Source organism: Candidatus Poriferisodalis sp. (assembly GCF_965219595.1).
Lineage (GTDB): Bacteria > Actinomycetota > Acidimicrobiia > Acidimicrobiales > Poriferisodalaceae > Poriferisodalis.
The window spans coordinates 525,248-542,977 of the sequence record NZ_OZ244781.1 but is presented as its reverse complement, the minus strand read 5'-3'; the positions used below and the strand labels follow the sequence as shown (position 1 = coordinate 542,977).

The 17,730-nt window shown below is 70.8% G+C and carries 1 protein-coding gene (running past one end of the window); it reads left to right on the top strand.

Annotated elements, in window-relative coordinates; all coding sequences use genetic code 11:
• Positions 1 to 17,730: the 3' end of a Calx-beta domain-containing protein gene (locus ACOQPE_RS02340; RefSeq protein ID WP_420610317.1), read on the top strand. The gene continues 42,873 nt to the left of window position 1, outside the view; only the last 17,730 of its 60,603 coding nucleotides appear in the window; its start codon lies off the left edge, out of view; its stop codon occupies positions 17,728 to 17,730.

Here is a 17,730-nt window from a genome sequence, read left to right as displayed (position 1 = left end):
CGTTCGCCGTTGCAGTTCGGCAAGGTGAGCGGCGATCCTGACGGCGACCCGGCGCCTGATGCGTCGTACACGTTCGAGTGGCAGACGTCTGCGGACGACGGCGGCAGCCCTGACGGCAACTGGGTGGCCGCGACCGGTTCGGGCAGCGCTGCGGCGTCGTACACGCCCGCGACATCCGACGCGGGCCGTCATGTGCGGCTGCGGGTGGGCTACACCGACGGCGGCGGCAATTCTGAGACCGTGACCTCCGCGGCGGTGGGCCCGATCGGTGTGCTCGGCTTGTTGAGCATCGCCGTGGACGTCACTCGGGTGCTGGCCCATGACGCAGACCACAGCACCGACACGGCTCAGGTCGAAGTCGGGCTCGACAGCACAGTGCTCGCCGGTGAGACGGTGACGGTGCCGCTGACTTTCACTGGCGGGACATTGGGCACAGATTTCACGTTGGCGCTGTCGGGCAGCCCCGCCGGGGTGTCGCTGAACGGGTCGTCGGTGGTGTTCACCGGCCCGGCTGCGAGCACCGCGGCCGTCGCGGTGTCGCCGGTGGCGGCGGGCGATGTGGGTGTGGAGCTGACGGTGGCGCCGGGCACGCCGACCGCGGCCGGCGTGTCGCTTGCGGGCACGATGCTGTCCGCGGCTCTGGTCGGCGATGGGCTGGTGTTCGCCGAGGCGCCGCCCGACCCGCCTGATCCGCCCGATCCCGACCCGGTGGAGGTGACCTTGGCGCGCACCGACAGCGGCGGTATTTCTGAGGATCCGACCGCGGCGGACCGGTCGGCGGAGTTCACGGTGACGCTCAGCCGGGCTTTGGCGGCGAGCGAGGTGGTGGACGTGCCGCTGGTGATCTCCGGCGAGGATGTCTCGGCGGCGGATGTGAGGGTGGCGCTCACTTCGGGGCAGCTCAATGCCGGTGTCGCTCTGGGTGTGGCCGGCAGCGGCGGGCTGACGCCGACGGTGCGCCTGTCGGGCGCGGGCGCGCGGACCGCGGCGCTGACTCTGTGGACGGTAGACGACGACGTCGACGAGGACGCCGAGACTGCCACGGTCGCGTTGGGCGACCTGACGGCGGCGGGTCTGGCTACCAGCGTGGCCGCCGGTGTCGAGGCCTCTGATGAGGACAACACGTTCGGCGTGGTGATCGCCGACGACGACACCGCGGGCGTGCGGGTGTCGGAGTCGGGCGGTTACACGGTGGTGACCGAACCGGACGGCACTGACACGCTGTCGGTGTCGCTCGCTTCTGAGCCCACCGCGGACGTGACCGTGACGGCCACCACCAACAACAGCACGAGGCTGCTGGTCGGCGGCGTCGTCTCGCAGCAGTTGACGTTCACCCCCCAGAACTGGTGGATAGCGCAGACCGTGACGGTTTCCGCAGTCGACGACGACGTGGAGAACTCAGGCGGGGCCCGCACGACCGGTGTGAGGTTCGCGGTGCGCAGCAGCGACAGCGGCTACAGCAGCCAGAGAACCGGTCTGAGTGTCCCGACGGTGACGGTGCGGGTGCTCGACGACGACCAGCCCGGACCGCGGGTGGCGTTCGCGAAGGCCGCGTACTCTGCGGGAGAGGCTGCTTCTCGGCGCTCCGCGGTGCTGCGGTTGAGCGTGTCGCCCGCGCAGTCTGCGCCGCTGACGGTCAGCTACACGGTGACCGGCACCGCCGACGCCGACGAGGACTACATGGCGCTGACGGGCAGCGTGACCGTGCCCGCGGGCTCGACCGCGGTGGACATCCCCGTCAGCGTGCTCGACGACAGCACCGGCGAGGTGCCCGAGACCGTCGTCGTAACCATCGACTCCGCCAGCGGCTACAGCATCGGCACGGTCGGGTCGGCGACACTGACCATCGCCGACGACGGCGACCCGATCGCGGTCACCCTGACCCGGGTCGGCACAGGCACGGTCACCGAGGGCGGCGGCGCCGATTTCACCGTCATGCTGAGCCGGGCGCTCGCCGCGGGCGAGAAGGTCACCGTCGAGGCCGACGTGAGCGGTGTCACAGCCGCCGACGTTTCCGTCGCGAAGACCCCCGGGGCGGCCAACACCGGGGTGGGCGTGGTGTGGCAGGGCACGCTGTTGCGTGCGGTGGTCGATTTCGACGGCGCCGGGGCGCAGACCGCGGCGCTCACCTTGAACGCGACCGCTGACGGCGCCGCCGAGCAGCCCGAGACCGCCACGGTCAAGCTGGACGTGACCGTCGACGACATCTCCGCCACGGATCCGCTGCACAGGCCCGACAACACGAACGTGGCAGAGGGCGTGGCGGCGTCCGACGACGGCGACCCGGCCACCCGCGACAACCGCTTCGGCGTGCAGATCACCGACCCGAGCCCCGCGGCGGCGGTGTCGGTGTCGCTCACCGGCGGCGGCCATGTGATGGAGAACCGGCGGGAGACCACCGCGACGGTGACCGTCGAGCTGGGCCGTGCGCTGGTGGCGGGCGAGATCGCGCAGGTGCCGGTGACGCTGACGAGCAGCACCGGGGCGGTGCTGTCGCCGACTGGCCGCTTCGCTAGCCGCCGGATGCTGAGGTGGAGTGCGGCGGGCACCGGGGTCACGCTGGGCGCCGATCCGCTGGCAGGGCGCGGCGGGCCCAACAGGGCGTCGCTGCTGCTGACATTCTCCGGCGCGGGAGCGCAGACCGCCACCGTCGCGTTCAGCCCGATCGCCGACAACGCCGACGCCGACAGCGCTGACGAGAAGGTGACGGTGCAGATCCCCACCACCGGACGTGCTCTGAACGCGCCGGGCCGCACGACCAACCTCACCGGCGGTCTCGCCCCCGTCGACAGCAGCACCTCTGCGACGGTCACCGTCTTCGAGCCGGTGGCCGTTTCGGCTGCCGAGAACACAAGATCGCTCGCGGCGAACCCGCGGCTCAGCTCTGAGCCGACCCATGACGTGACGTTCACGCTCACGTCGCTGTCGCCGGGGTCGTTGATGCTGAACGTCGACAGCGGAGCTGCGGCGGCATCGCAGACGCTGACGTTCACGCCGCAGAACTGGAACATCCGCCAGAACCTCTGGTACGAGCCCGGCGACGACGACCGCGACAACCCCGGTGTGTACGACACGGTGGTCGTCACCAGGACGCTGGCCTCCCAGGACTCGGTCTACGCGGGGATCGGGCTTGCTGATCTGCGGGTGTCGATCGCCGACGACGACCCGACGGCGGTGAGCCTGGCGCGCAGCGACTCGGGCGTGATCGCCGAGGCCGGCGCCGGCGCCGCCGAGAACGCCGAGTTCACGGTGACGCTGGAGCGGCGGCTGATCGCCGGCGAGCGCATCGAGGTGCCGCTGGTGGTGTCCGGTTCGGGCGTGGCAGCAGGAGATGTGGAGTTCGCGCTGTCGGGCGGCGCCAACCACGGCGTGACCGCAGCGAGCCTGACCGGCTCGCTGACGCCGACGGTCACTTTCACCGGCAGCGACAACCCCAGCCGGCCCGTGCGAACCGCCACCCTCACGCTGACCGCCGTCGACGACAGCACCGCCGAGGCCGCCGAGACGGTCAGCGTGGCGCTGGGACCCGACGGCGCAGGCACGAACGGGTTCGATGCGTCGGCGCGTGTCACCAATGTCGGCGGCGGCGCCGACCCGCACTCGACGGCCAATTCGTTCTCGGTCGCCGTCACCGACAACGACGGCACCGCGGCCCCCGCCGACGCGGTGTTCGACGCTGTGCCGGACGACCTGGAGATTGCCGAGAACGCCGACGGTTCGGCCACGGCGATCGAAGTGGGCTCCCCGGTGACCGCATCGGACGCAAACGGCGACACGATCACTTATTCGCTGGCGTCGCCGGCGCCGGCCGGGTTCACCATCGACTCGACCAGCGGCCAGATCTCCTACACCGGCACCGGGCTCGACCGCGAGACCGCGGCGACGGTGTCGCTGACGGTGGTAGCCACCTCGACCGGCGCCGACGGCAGCCCGACCGCGGTGACCAAAGCAGTGATGGTGACTGTCACCGACGTAGACGAGGGCGACGCGACCGTCACGGTGAGTGTGCTGAAGGCGGGCGCGGAGGTGGCGGGCCCCGCTGTGGCGGGCCGCACATCGCTGAGGCTCAAGTCGGTGACCGGCGACCCCGACGGCGACCCCGCCACAGCCGCGCTGTTGTGGCAGTCGTCTGCGAACGGGACCTCGGGCTGGAGGCCGGCGGGCTACCGCAACACCGAGAAGGCCCTCAACGGACTCGGATACGTCGTCGACAGCGAGGACGTGGGCCGCTGGCTGCGGCTGCGGGTCGCCTACACCGACGGGGGCGGCAACCGCGCCACGGTCTACTCGGCGGCAGTCGAGGTGACCACCCTCGCGGCGCTGAACGCCGCTGTCGCCGTCACCGACACCCTCGCCGCCGACGCCGACCACACCAGCGACGTCGCCAAGCTCACCGTCACCCTCGACGAGGCTCTGGTCGAACGCGAGCAGGTCGTGATCGACTTCACGGTCTCCGGCGGCGACTCGTTCACCGACTTCCTCGCCGGCACCGCCGCGGGCACCGACCCGCGCATCACCGCCGCGGCGCTGCCCGCCGGCGTGCAGATCGTGTTCGACTACCCGGGCGGGGACGGCGGCGCCGCGCTGCCGGCCTCGGCCGTGATCGAGATCATGCCTCGCAGAGCGGCAGTGGTGGCCAAGAGGATCGAGATCGACGAGATCACCATCAGCAGCAACGACAATATCTCCCCCACCCTGACAGGCACCGCATTGTCGGCCGCCCTGTCAGGCAGCGGCGTGCTGTTCGAGGGCGCGGAGACTCCGACGCTGGTGTTCACCCAGCCGCGGGTGTTCATCACCGAGGGCGGCGCGGCGGTGCGTTATGGCGTGTCGCTCAACCGCGACCCGTCGGGCCTGCGCACTGCCCTCCCCGCCTGCGATTACGACCCCCAGACCGCGGATCTGCCCCGTTGCACGCCGACGACCGATCCGGTGGTGGCGCGGGTGGTGGTGACTTCGCCCGATGTGGGTCTGTTGAAGGTGTTCACCTCGGGGAGCATCGCGCCTGAGGGTGAGGCGGTGCTGGCGTTCACGCGCCGCAATTTCGCCGTTCCGCAGTTCGTGACGGTGTATCCCGAGCCTGACGACGATGCCGACAGCGAGCAGAACGTGCTGATCGGCCACTCGATCCGCGGCGCGACGGACTCCTCGGCGGCGTTCCGCAGCAGTTCGCCGTATGCGGCGGGCACCACCACGGGTGGAGTGGACGACGGGATCGCCCTGCCGGACATGCCGGTGTACGTGACCGACGACGACGGCTCGCCGGGGCTGACGGTGCATCTGTTTGACGTCGAAGACCCGAGCAATGTGTACTCGGTGGTGATCGACGAGGGGGACTCGACCGACATCACGCTGCAGAGCAGAGGGCAGGCCGACACCGGTGAGAGCGTGTCGGCGCGTCTGCGGGTCACCGGCGGCGTCCTCGGCGAGCACTACACCGTCAAGGGGAGCGGCGCGATCGAGCTTGCCGAGATGCCCGAAGACGACCCGTCCACTGACGGTGTCGACGAGTCGATGGTGGACGGAGCCGAGTTCATCGTGGCCTTCACTCGTACAGGTGCCCTTACGGGCGTGGTGACGGTCACGTCGTTGGATGACGGGAGTCGTGCCACGGGCGGTCGTCATCTGGTGGTGGAGCTGCTGTCGGTGTTCTCGCCGGACGGCTCGGCGGGCGTCGACAACGACCCGGCCACGCCCGACGGCGTCGGGTTGACTCCCGGCAAGCCTCACGGCGAGCGCATCCGTGTTCTGCCCGCGGACCGGCTGGTCGTGCGCCAGGTGGGGCGCAGCGAGATCGCAGGCGCCAACCGCGTCGAGTTCGCGGGGCTCGAGACCGACGACAAGAAGGCGGAGCTGACCACCAACCACGCCTCGGCGGTGATCCGAGAGGGCGACTCGACCGTGCACCATGTGGCGGTCGAGTTGAGCAAGCAGCCCAGGGGCACCCGCGATGTGGTGGTGACGGTGACGGCGAGCGATCCCGCCAAGCTGGGCCTCGACGGCGACAGCGACGGCGACGGCCAGGTGCAGCTCACGTTCAAGAAGACGGGCGGCGACAACGATGTTCTCTACAGGGGCACCCACATAGTCGGCTTCACGGCCAAGGGCGACGACGACTTCGACGACGAGGAGGTGTATGTGGGCTTCACGGTCAGCGGCTACGGCGACGCGCATCCCGCCGGGACGGCGGCACGCGGCTTCACGGTGCGCATCGCCGACGACGATGCGGCGCCGGGGGTCACGGTGACGCCGGGGTCGTTGACGATCACCGAGGAGCAGACCGTCTACAGCGGCGTCGCGGGCTCGTCGCCGCGGCGCAAGGCGAATGAGGTTGTGGTGTGCTTGAGCACCGATCCCGGCGACGGGAACACCGTGACGGTCGCGCCGCTGCCGAGGTTCGCCGACTCCGGAGGCACCGCTTGGTCGAAGGTGTCCTTCAGCAGACGGCAGGTGAAGTTCAAGGGCGGGAACCTGGGCGCCGACAAGCGGTGCAAGACGTTCGCGGTGACCGGCGACAGCGACGGCGACAACAGCGACGAGGAGGTGATCATCGGGTGGACGGTGTCGGGTTATGCCGGTGTGGCGAGCGCGGATGTTGCGCCGGTGGCGGTGGCGGTGCTCGACGACGACGCGGGGGTGCGGGTCTCCGAGTCGGCGGTGGAGTTGGTGGAGGGCGCCACGAGTCTGGGCGGCGCCCAGCAGAGGGTGGCGACCTATGAGGTGGTGCTGGCCAAGGCGCCCGCCGCGGGCGAGGCGGTGACGGTCACGCCGTCCAGCGGCGATGCGGCCGCGGTGGGGTTCGGCCGCAACGACGACGGTTCTGCGGTGACGGTCCACGGCGGTCTGGTGTTCACCGCCGATGACTGGGATGTGCCCCGGCTGGTGACGCTGTCGCCGGTGGACGACGCCGACGACGCTGACGAGTCGGTGACGGTCGCCCACAGCGTGTCCACGACGGGTTCTGTGTACAGCGGCGTCTCCGCGGGGCCGTCGGTGACGGTGGAGGTGCTCGACGACGACCGTCCCGAGGGGATCGAGGTGTCTGCCGACGGCGGGCCGTTCACCGGCGACGGTGCTGTGCTGTTCGCGGACGAGGGCGGCGACGCGGTGGCCTTCGATGTGCGTCTGGCGGGCAGGCCGTCGTCGGCGGGCCGGTTCTGGGTCGACGTCGCCGGCGCCGGCGGTGCTGTGGTGGCCGACGCCGATCTGGGCGCGTCGGGCACCCAGACGGTTCTGGCGTTCACCCGGGAGACCTGGTGGATTCCCCAGAAGGTGTGGGTGACCGCGCCTGACGAGACCGGCGCCGCAGCCGACGCCGCCGACGAGCTGGTCGAGCTGAGCCTCACCGCCGTGGAGGTGACCGACGGCACGCGGGCGCCTGTCGCGGGGTACGGCACGGTGCCGGTGCAGGTGCACGTCTACGACGACGAGTTCGCCGGCCCGACCTACACCGTCACCGGGTCGGGAACGATCACCGAGGGCGCCGCGCCCGCCATCTTCACCGTGACCGGCGACATGGTCCCGTCGTCGTCGACCGATGTGACGCTGCACATCTCCGAGACCGGCGATATCCCAGAGACCGGCGATGTCGCGGTCGGCGATTTCGTGGCCGCCGGCGACGAGGGAGACCAGACCGTCACCTTCAGCACCAGCAGCGCCCGCTCGCTCCACTCGGTTCCCATCGACGACGACGAGACACAGGAAACCGACGCAACGATCACAGCGACGATCAAGCCCGGCAGCGGCTACCGCGTCGGTGCGCCGTGGAGCGCCGCCATCGGCGTCACCGACGACGGCGACACCGGCAGCGCGGTGCCGGTGGTGAGCTTCGACGATTCGGGTGCGGTGTTTGTGGGTGATGGGCCGCGTCGGGTGTTCGTGCGCGAGGTCGAGGGTTTGCGTCGGGTGGTGGGCGTGGTGTCGTCGGTGCGGGGCGCGGAGGGCGCGGAGCCTTTGTCGGTGGGGTTGTCGGTGGGGGGTTCGGCGACTGCGGGTGCGGATTATCTGGGGTTGGCGGACTCGGTGGCGGTGCCGATGGATCCGCGTCTGCCGGGTCGGGCGGAGCTGGCGGTGCGTCCGTTGGGCGACGTGTGGGTGGAGGGTCCTGAGACGGTGGTGCTGACGCTGTTGCCCGGCGACGGCTATGTGGTGGGCGAGCGGTCGTCGGTGACGGTGGTGATCACCGATGACGATCCGCTGCCCGACATCGTGCTGTCGGCTGACCCGGCGGTGGTGCCCGAGGGTGCGGGGGCGGTGGATGTGGGGGTGACGGCGTCGCTGTCGGGCGCGTCGCGGTTCGAGGACGATGTGACGGTGGCGGTGTCGCTGTCGGGTTCGGGCGTGGACGGCGCGGTGGGGTACGCGGCTGTGGACGCTGAGGGGCAGGCGGTCACCGGGTTCGATGTGGTGATCCCGTCGGGTTCGGGGTCGGGGCGGGTGTGGTTCGAGCTGGCGCCGGTCGCCGATGAGACCGACGGCCCGTCTGAGGTGGTGACCTTGTCGGGTTCGGCGTCGGGGGCGGCAGCGTCTGCGGCGGTTGTTCCTGGGTCGGTGACGGTGGTTGATGACGAGCTGACGGCGGTGGCGGTTTCGGGTGGGGGGTTCGCGGCGGAGGGGGTTTCGTCGTCGTCGGCGGTGTTGAGCGTGTGGCTGGGCCGGGTGGTGGCGCCGGGCGAGACGTTGGAGGTGCCGCTGTCGGTGTCGGGCGCTGGTGTGGAGGCGGGCGACGTTGTGGTGTCGCAGCCGTCTGGGGGGCGTGCGGGTGTGTCGGTGCGTGACGGTGCGTCGCTGGCGCCGGTGGTGGTGTTCGCCGGTTTCGAGGGCGGGCAGGTGGGCTTGGCGGAGCTTGCGGTGGCTGCGGGCGGCGACGCGGACGGTGTTCATGAGCGGGCGCGGATCGGCCTGGCGGCTGATGCGCATCTGGCGCCGTGGGTTCTGCGGGCCGGGCCGGTGGGCGACACCGGGTGGGCTGGGGCGTCGGTGCAGGTGGTCGACGACGACGCTCCGTCTTCGCCGGCGGTGCTGGTGTGGCCGTGGGACGCCGAGTTGGTCGAGGGCGACGCCGATGACGGTTCGGCTGAGGTTTCTGTGCGGCTGAGCGCCGAGCCGTCGGGTTCGGTGTCGGTGCCGGCGGTGTCCTCGGACGCGTCGGCGGTGTCGGTGCCGCCTGCGCCGCTGGTGTTCGACAGCACCGACTGGGACGAGCCCGAGACGGTGACGGTGACCGCGGCCGATGACGTGGACACTGACGACGAGCAGGCGGTGGTGCTGTTCACGGCTGCGGGTCATGGGTCCGCTTCGGTGGGTGTGAGCGTGTCCGACGACGTGTCCAAGGCGCCGCCGGTGTTGGCGGATGCGGTGTTCGACGCGGCGCCGGGCAACCTGAGCATCGCGGAGAACGTGGACGGGTCCGCGACGGTGGTCACGGTGGGGTCGCCGGTGACGGCTTCTGACGCGGACGGCGACCCGATCGTCTATTCGCTGGAGAGTCCGCCGGGCTGGTCTATCGACGCGTCGTCGGGTCAGATCTCCTATGTGGGCACGGGTCTGGACCGTGAGGTCACGCGGAGCGTGTCGCTGGTGGTGGTGGCGACCTCGGTCGGCGCGGACGGCACGGCGACGGGTGTGCGCCTGTCGGTGTCGGTGTCGGTGACTGATGTGGACGAGGGCGACGCGGACACGGCGAGCGTGATCGGTGTGGGGGTGGCGGGCCGTTCGGCGCTGCGGTTCGGCGAGGTGTCGGGCGATCCTGACGGCGATCCCGGCGCGGGCGCCGTCTACACGTTCTTGTGGCAGACGTCCGCTGATGACGGCGGGAGCCCTGACGGCAACTGGGCGACGGGCACGGGCCTGGGCAACAACTCGGCGTCGTACACGCCTGCTGTGTCGGACGCGGGCCGTCATGTGCGGCTGCGGGTCGGTTACACAGACGGCGGCGGCAATCCGGGGACGGTGACGTCCGCGGCGGTGGGCCCGGTCGGGGTGCTGGGCTTGTTGAGCGTGTCGGTGGAGGCGACGCGGGCGCTGGCGGCTGACGCGGACCACGCGAGCGACACGGCGTTGATCGAAGTCGGGCTCGACACCGCGGTGCTGGCGGGCGAGACGGTGACGGTGCCGCTGGTGTTCGCCGGCGGCACGCTGGGCACAGATTTCACGCTGGCGGCCTCGGGCAGCCCGGCGGGGGTGACTCTGTCGGGGTCGTCGGTGATCTTCACCGGCCCCGCCGCGGGCACGGCGTCGGTGGCGGTGTCCGCGGTGTCCGCAGCCGATGTGGGCGTCAAGCTGACGGTGGCGCCGGGCAGCGCGTCCGCGGCGGGAGTGTCGCTGTCGGGGACGGCGCTCAAGGCTGCGTTGGTCGGCGACGGCACGGTGTTCGCCGACGCGCCCGACGATCCGCCTGACCCGCCTGATCCTGACCCGGTGACGGTGACTGTGGCCCGCACCGACAGCGGCAACATCTCAGAGGACCGCGACGCAGCGAACCGCTCGGCCGAGCTCACGGTCACGCTCAGTCGTGCTCTGGTCGCGGGCGAGACCGTGGACGTGCCCCTGGAGATCGCCGGCGCTGGGATGCCCGCGGCGGATGTGACCGCGGCGGATGTGAGCACGGCGCTCACCTCCGGTCAGGCCAACACGGGCGTGTCGGTGCTCGACCCGAGCGGCTTGGCGCCGACGGTGCGTCTGGCGGGTGCCGGCGCGCAGGCCGCGGCGGTGTCGCTGTGGGCGTCCGACGACTACATCGACGAGGCCGACGAGACCGCGAAAGTCGCGCTGGGCGACCTGGCCGCGGCGGGCCTGGCCACGAATGTCGCCGCGGGCGCGGTGGCGTCCGACGACGGCAACCCGTCCACGGACGACAACACGTTCGAGGTGTTGATCGTCGACGACGACACCGCCGGCGTGAAGGTGGGCGAGTCGAAGGGCTCGACGGCGGTGGCCGAGCCGTCGGGCACTGACACGCTGTCGGTGTCGCTGGAGTCTGAGCCGACCGCGGATGTGACCGTCACGCTCACGACTGCTGACGCGGACGTGCTGAAGGTCGGCGGCGGCGCGTCTGTGACGCTGACGTTCACCCCGCAGGACTGGGGGACCGTGCAGGACGTGACCGTCACCGCGGTCGACGACGAGGGCGCGGTCAACTCCGGCGGGTTCCGCACGGTCGGGATCAGGTTCACGATCTCCAGCAGCGACGCCAACTACGGGAAACTGAGCGTGCCGACGATCGCAGCACGGGTGCTCGACGACGACCAGCCTCCCTCCTCGACGCCGCAGGTGCAGTTCTCCCGGACTGCGTACAGCGCCGGCGAAGCGGCGGCGGACCGGCTGGGGGGGTTGACGCTGAGCGTGTCGCCTGCGCAGCCTGCGTTGTTCACGGTCAGCTACACCGTGACCGGCAGCGCCGCCGCCGGCGACGACTACACGGCGCTGCCGGGCAGCGTGGTGGTGCCCGCGGGTGCGGCCAGCGTGGACATCCCCGTAGCCGTGATGCACGACGTTGTCGATGAGCGGCCCGAGACCGTCGTCGTCGCCGTCGACTCCGCCAGCGGCTACACCATCGGCACGGTCGGCACGGCGACGCTGACGATCGCCGACGACGACGCGACGGCGGTGGGGATGACCTTGGCGGGTTCGGGGTCGATCCCCGAGGGCGGCAAAGCCGAGATCGAGATCGAGCTGGGCCGGGCGCTGGCGGCGGGCGAGACTGCGGTGGTGCGGGTGGGCTTGTCGGGCGGCGAAGGCGTGACGGCCGCGGACTTCGGGTTGGCCGCCAAGTCGGGCGAGGCGAACACGGGCGTGTCGGTGGGCGACGTGACGGCGTCGCCGGGCGTGAAGGGCAATCTGTATGCGACGGTGACGTTCGCCGGGGCGGGAGCGCAGACCGCGGTGCTGGAGCTGACCGCGGTCGCCGACGGCGTCGTCGAGACCGACAGCGATTCGGTGTCGGTGTCGTTGCAGTTGGGCAAGGCGGTGTCCGACGGCACGAGTCTCGGGGGCGGGCTGGAGACGGCGCCGGACCAGGCAGTGTTCGGGCTTGGGGTGGTCGAGCCGGCTGCTGCTGCGGGGCTGGTGATCGTCGAATCGGGCGGCGGCACGGCGGTCGCTGAGGCGAACGATTCGGAGTCGGCGCCGCTGACCGACAGCTACTCGGTGCGGCTCGGGACCGCGCCGACGGGCACCGTGACCGTCACCGTCAACGCCGGCAGCGATGTGCGGGTGTCGGCCGGCGGCGCGGCGGCGTCGTCGGCGACGCTGACGTTCACGCCGTCGGACTGGTGGGTCGCGCAGACCGTGACCGTGCACTCCGCGACCGCGGGCAACGGCACACGCGACGATCCCGAGCTCGCTGCCGCGGTTTCTCATGCGGTGTCGGGCTACGGGGCGGTGACAGCGGGACCGGGCCTGGCTGTGCGCCTGGTCGACGACGCTGCCTTCGAGGTGCGTCTGACAGGCGGCGGCACGGTGTCGGAGAACGACAATTCGGCGCCGTCGGCGACGGTGACCGTGACGCTGGCCCGGGCACTCGCCGCGGGCGAGGTGGTGCAGGTGCCGGTGCGGCTGTCGTCGTCGACGGGCGCGGTGCTGTCGGGCCGCGGCGCCAGGTTCAGCAGTGCGCGGGCGCTCAGGTGGGCCGTGTCGGGCACCGGGGTGACGCTGGGGGCGGACCCGCTGGCGGGCCGGCTGCGGCCCGCGCAGGCCGCGCTGGTGGTGACCTTCTCCGGCGCGGGAGCGCAGACCGCGGAGATCGAGTTCACCTCGGCCAACGCCGACCGCGACAAAACCGACGACACGGTAACGGTGCAGATACCCGCCCTAGACACCCTGCTGAACCACGCCGACCGCACCACCAACGTCGGCGCGATCGCCGCGGGCGACGCCCGCCAGGCCGCGATCACGATCTCGGAGACCGCAGTCACCGTCGCAGCGCCCGTGCTGAGCTTCTCGAAAGCCTCCTACAGCGGCAGCGAGAGCGACCTCAAAGCCGAGGTGACGGTCAAATCGACCGCGCCGCCCCAGTCGGAGCTGACGGTGAACCTGACCTCGACGGCGGTCACCGCCACCGCCGGCGCCGACTACACCGCCCTGCCGTCGTTCATGTTCCCCGCCGGCGTCACCACGCACACCTTCGACGTGACGATCAGCGACGACAGCGTCGACGAGCCCGACGAGACGTTCACCCTCGAGCTGACCGGCGGCACCGGCTACACGGTCGGCACGCCACAGACGGCGACGGTGAAGATCATCGACGACGACGACCCGACCGTCAGCTTCACCCAGACCGCCTACACCGGCACCGAGGCCAGCCGTGCCGGGAAGTTCACGGTGAGGCTGTCGCGTGCGCAGACCGCCGACGTGACAGTCGGCTACACCGTCGACACCGACAACAGCACCGCGACAGCCGGCGCCGACTACACGACGCTGAGCGGCTCCGTGAGCATCCCCGCGGGCGACACCGACGCGGACATCGACGTGACGATCGACAACGACAAGTTCGACGACGACGCCGAGACCATCATCCTGGAGCTGGCCGCCGGCGTCGGCTACACGCCCGCGTCGCCCACCACGGCGACCCTGACGATCACCGACGACGACAACGCGCCGGCAGGCATCACGCTGAGCGTCTCGCCCGACGAGATCGACGAGGACGACGGCGCGACCACGGTGACGGTCACCGCGACGGTCGACGGGCCGAGCCGGTTCGAGACGGCGACCACGGTGACATTGAGCGCGGCGGGGTCGGGCACGCCGAACGTGGTCGGCTTCGCGACGACGCTGCCGTCGCCGTTCGAGATCACGATCCCCGCGGGCGCGCAGACCGGCACCGTCGATTTCACGCTGACCCCCGCCGACGACAGCGCCGTCGAAGACGACGAGACCGTCACCGTGTCGGGCACCGCCACGGTGCCGGTGACATCGGCGACGATCACCCTGGAAGACGACGACGACCCGCCCGCCGCGGTCCCGGAGCTGAGCATCACCGCCGGCGCGGATGTGGACGAGGGCACCGCCGCGACGTTCACGGTGTCAGCGTCACCGCCCGCGGCGAGCGCAATCGCGGTGCGCTACACCGTCGCCCAGAACGGCCAGGTCGTCGCATCAGGCGACCTGGGCGCGAACAAGTCGCAGTCTTTGAACGGCGGCAGCGCGACCATCACCGTCCCGACCGTGGGCGACAGCACCGACGAGGCCGACGGCTCGGTGACTGTCACCTTGACCTCCGGCAGCGGATACACCCTCAGCAGCACCGTGACAGCGACGGTCACGATCACCGACGACGACGTGCCTCAAGCCAGTTTCGCGTCAGCCTCGGACTCGGTGGCTGAGAATGTCGGGACCCGCAACGTGACGGTGAACCTGTTGCCTGCGCCGTACCAGAACCTCACGCTCAGCTACACCGTCGCCGGGAACGCCACACGCGGCACCGACTACACAGTGTCCTCGACAGTGACGGTCACAGCCGGCTCGGGGTCTGTGAACATCCCGGTCGCGGTCACCAACGACGGCGTCAACGAGAACTCCGAGACGGTCGTTTTGACGTTGGCTGCCGGTTCGGGTTACGGGCTGGGCGCCCCGGCGGTTCACACGTTGACGATCACCGACGACGACACCCCCCAGGCGAGTTTCGCCACGGCGGCAGCAACGGTGGCTGAGAATGTCGGGACCCGCAACGTGACAGTGAGGCTGTCGCCGGCGCCGGTCGCGAACGTCACGGTGTCTTATGGTTTGTCTGGCACCGCGGGCCGCGGCTCGGACTACGCGATCAGCGGTGTGACCTCCAACAGCGGCACGGTGGTGGTCGGCACGTCTGGGTCTACGGTGATCCCGGTCGTGGTCACCAACGACGGCGTCAACGAGAACTCCGAGACGGTCGTTTTGACGTTGGCTGCCGGTTCGGGTTACGGGCTGGGCGCGCCGGCGGTTCACACGTTGACGATCACCGACGACGACACCCCCCAGGCAGTGCCGCGGCTGAGCTTCGAGGATGCGTCGTACCGGGTGGGCGAGGGCGCCGGGACGGTGGGCGTGACGGTGAAAGCCGATCCGGCGCCGTCGTCGGCGTTGACGGTGAAGCTGTCGCACATGGCGGGCTCCGCGACGGGGGCTGATTACGTGGCGCCCGGCGCGACGTTCACGTTCCCCGCGGGCACGATCTCGCACACCATCGAGGTGACGATCACCGATGACAGCGCCGTCGAGGACGATGAGGAGTTCACGCTGACGTTGGGCGCGGCGTCCGATTCGAGCTACACGCTGGGGTCGCCGACCCAGGCAACGGTGAGCATCGCCGACAACGACGCGGCGATGCTGCTGGCGCTGTCGAAGTCGTCGACCGCGACGCTGTCGGTGGATCTGTCCGAAAGCCGCCACGACCCGAATTCGGGTCTGGAGCGGCCCGCGCACGGCCAGGAGGTGGCGTACTCGGTGAGTCTGGAGTCGAGGCCGTCGGGTGTGGTGACGGTGGAGATCACGGTGCCCGCGGGGGTGGAGGTGTCAGCAGCAGGCGGCCTGTTCTTGGACTCGGGCGACACGCTGAAGCCGAAACTGTTCTTCTTGCCGACCGACTGGGACGAGCCGCAGCGGGTGACGGTGCGGGTGCTCGAGGACGGCTGGACGAGCCGCAGCGACGACGATGACATGGGCACGCTGACCCATGCTGCGACGGGCGGCGGATACGACTCGGTGACCGGCGAGGTGACGGTGCACATCGACGGCACCGAGTGGCCCGAGAGCTGGACCGACTTCTTGTCGCTGATGCACTATCGGGGCGGCGCGGTGCTGCCCGAGGGCGGCCATGGGGCGCATTTCGCTGTGACCCGGTCGCGCACCTACACCGGCGACCCGGACATGTTCGATCCTGACGCGTGGGTGCCGATCCCCGATGCGTGGGGGTTCCAGGTGTGCTTCGAGGGCGCTGCTGACCCCGCCAAGCGCTCCGCGGTGCTGGGGGTGGATTATCGGGTGCGTGACCGGTCCAACAGGCCGCTGGCGATGGACCCGAACCAGTCGAACTGCTCGCTGCACAACAGCGTGACGGGGGGGACAGGGCTGAAAGCCGGGCAGGACCGCGCCCACTTCTACATCGAGATCATCGACGACGCCCACGAGGACTCCGGCGAGCAGTTCGTCGTGGTCGTCAAGGACCCTGTCGGCACCAGCCGCCATCGCAGCGGCATGCACACGTTCGTCTATACGATCACCAACCACGACACGGTGACGCTGCCCGCGGCGTCAGCGTCGGTGGTCGCCCGGTCGGCGGGCGCGGTCGAGGGCGAAGCGGCCGAGTTCGCGGTGGTGGTCAACCCGCCGCCCGCCCAAGGCGAGACCGCAGCGGTGACCATCGACGTCGCCGGCGCAGCGGGGCACCTCGCCGACGGGCAGGCTGGACGGCGCACCGTGACCGTGGACCACACCGGCATCGCGGTGCTGCGGATAGCCACCGTCGACGACACCGCCCGCGAGCCCGAGGCCGCGGTCACCGCGAAGCTGGCCCCCGGCGGCGGCTACCGGCTCGGCTCGAGCGGCGCCGCGACGGTGACCATCGCCGACAACGACCCTGCCGGCGATGCCCCCACCGTCGGCATCGCCGCGGGCGCCGGGATCGTCGAGGGCGGCGTAGCGGTGTTCACCCTCACCGCGGACCCCGCCCCGACACAGCCGCTGAAGGTCGAGGTCTCCGTCACCGCGGAGGGCGACTGGGGCATCGACGCCGGAACCCGCACCGTCACCATCCCGGTATCGGGCACATCCACAATGCGGCTCCAGACCCGCAACGACGACGACGATGAGCCCGACGGCGCCGTCATCGCCGCAATCGAGGCCGCCTACCACTACGACACCGCCGCCGCCGGCGCCGCCGCCGGCGCCGCCGCCGGCGCCGCGACCGTCGCGGTCGCCGACAACGACGAGCCCGCCGCCCTCGTGTCGATCAGCGACGCCACCGCCTCAGAGACCGACCGCATCATCAACTTCACCGTCACCCTCGACCGGGCCGTGGGCCACAGAGTGACCGTCTCCTATGTCACCGCCGATTCCAGCCCCCTCTCGGCGGTCGCCGACAGCGACTACGCCTCCTCGGTCTGGCATGTCCACATCCCTGCGGGCGAGACCACCCAGACCATCCCCGTCTACATACTCCAGGACAGCATCGACGAAGGCCCCGAGACCTTCCAAATCCGCATCACCCATGTCACCGGAGGCAGAGCCCGGATCCACCCCGACCAGCACACGGCCACCGGCACCATCACCGACAAGCCGCCCCCCGACACCGCCACCGAAGGCACCGATCCCGACGAAGGCACCGACCCCGACCCCGACGCCACCGGCCCCGACAACGGAGAGGACCCTCAGCCCGACACAGGCACCGACGGCGCCGATCCTGTCAACGACCAGGATCCTCAGCCGGACACGGGCACCGACAACACCGATCCCGATGACGGCGCCGACAACACCGATCCCGACACGGCGCCCGCGTTGGCCGACCCGCCATGCGAGGTCAACGACGCCATCGACCGAGCCCGCGCCGCCTACACGTGGCACATCGCCGCCAACAGCGGCAGCGCGGCGCTGTTCTGGCGCATCCTGAACACGTTGGGCGCGGACAACCTGCCCGCCAAGCCGTCCGACGTGACTGCCGAGACGATTACGGCCGCGGAGGTCAAGAACTTCAGCGACGGAAAGCCATGGGCAGGATGGGAGCCCATCCGCGAAGCCCTCGAATGCCCCGAACGCTGA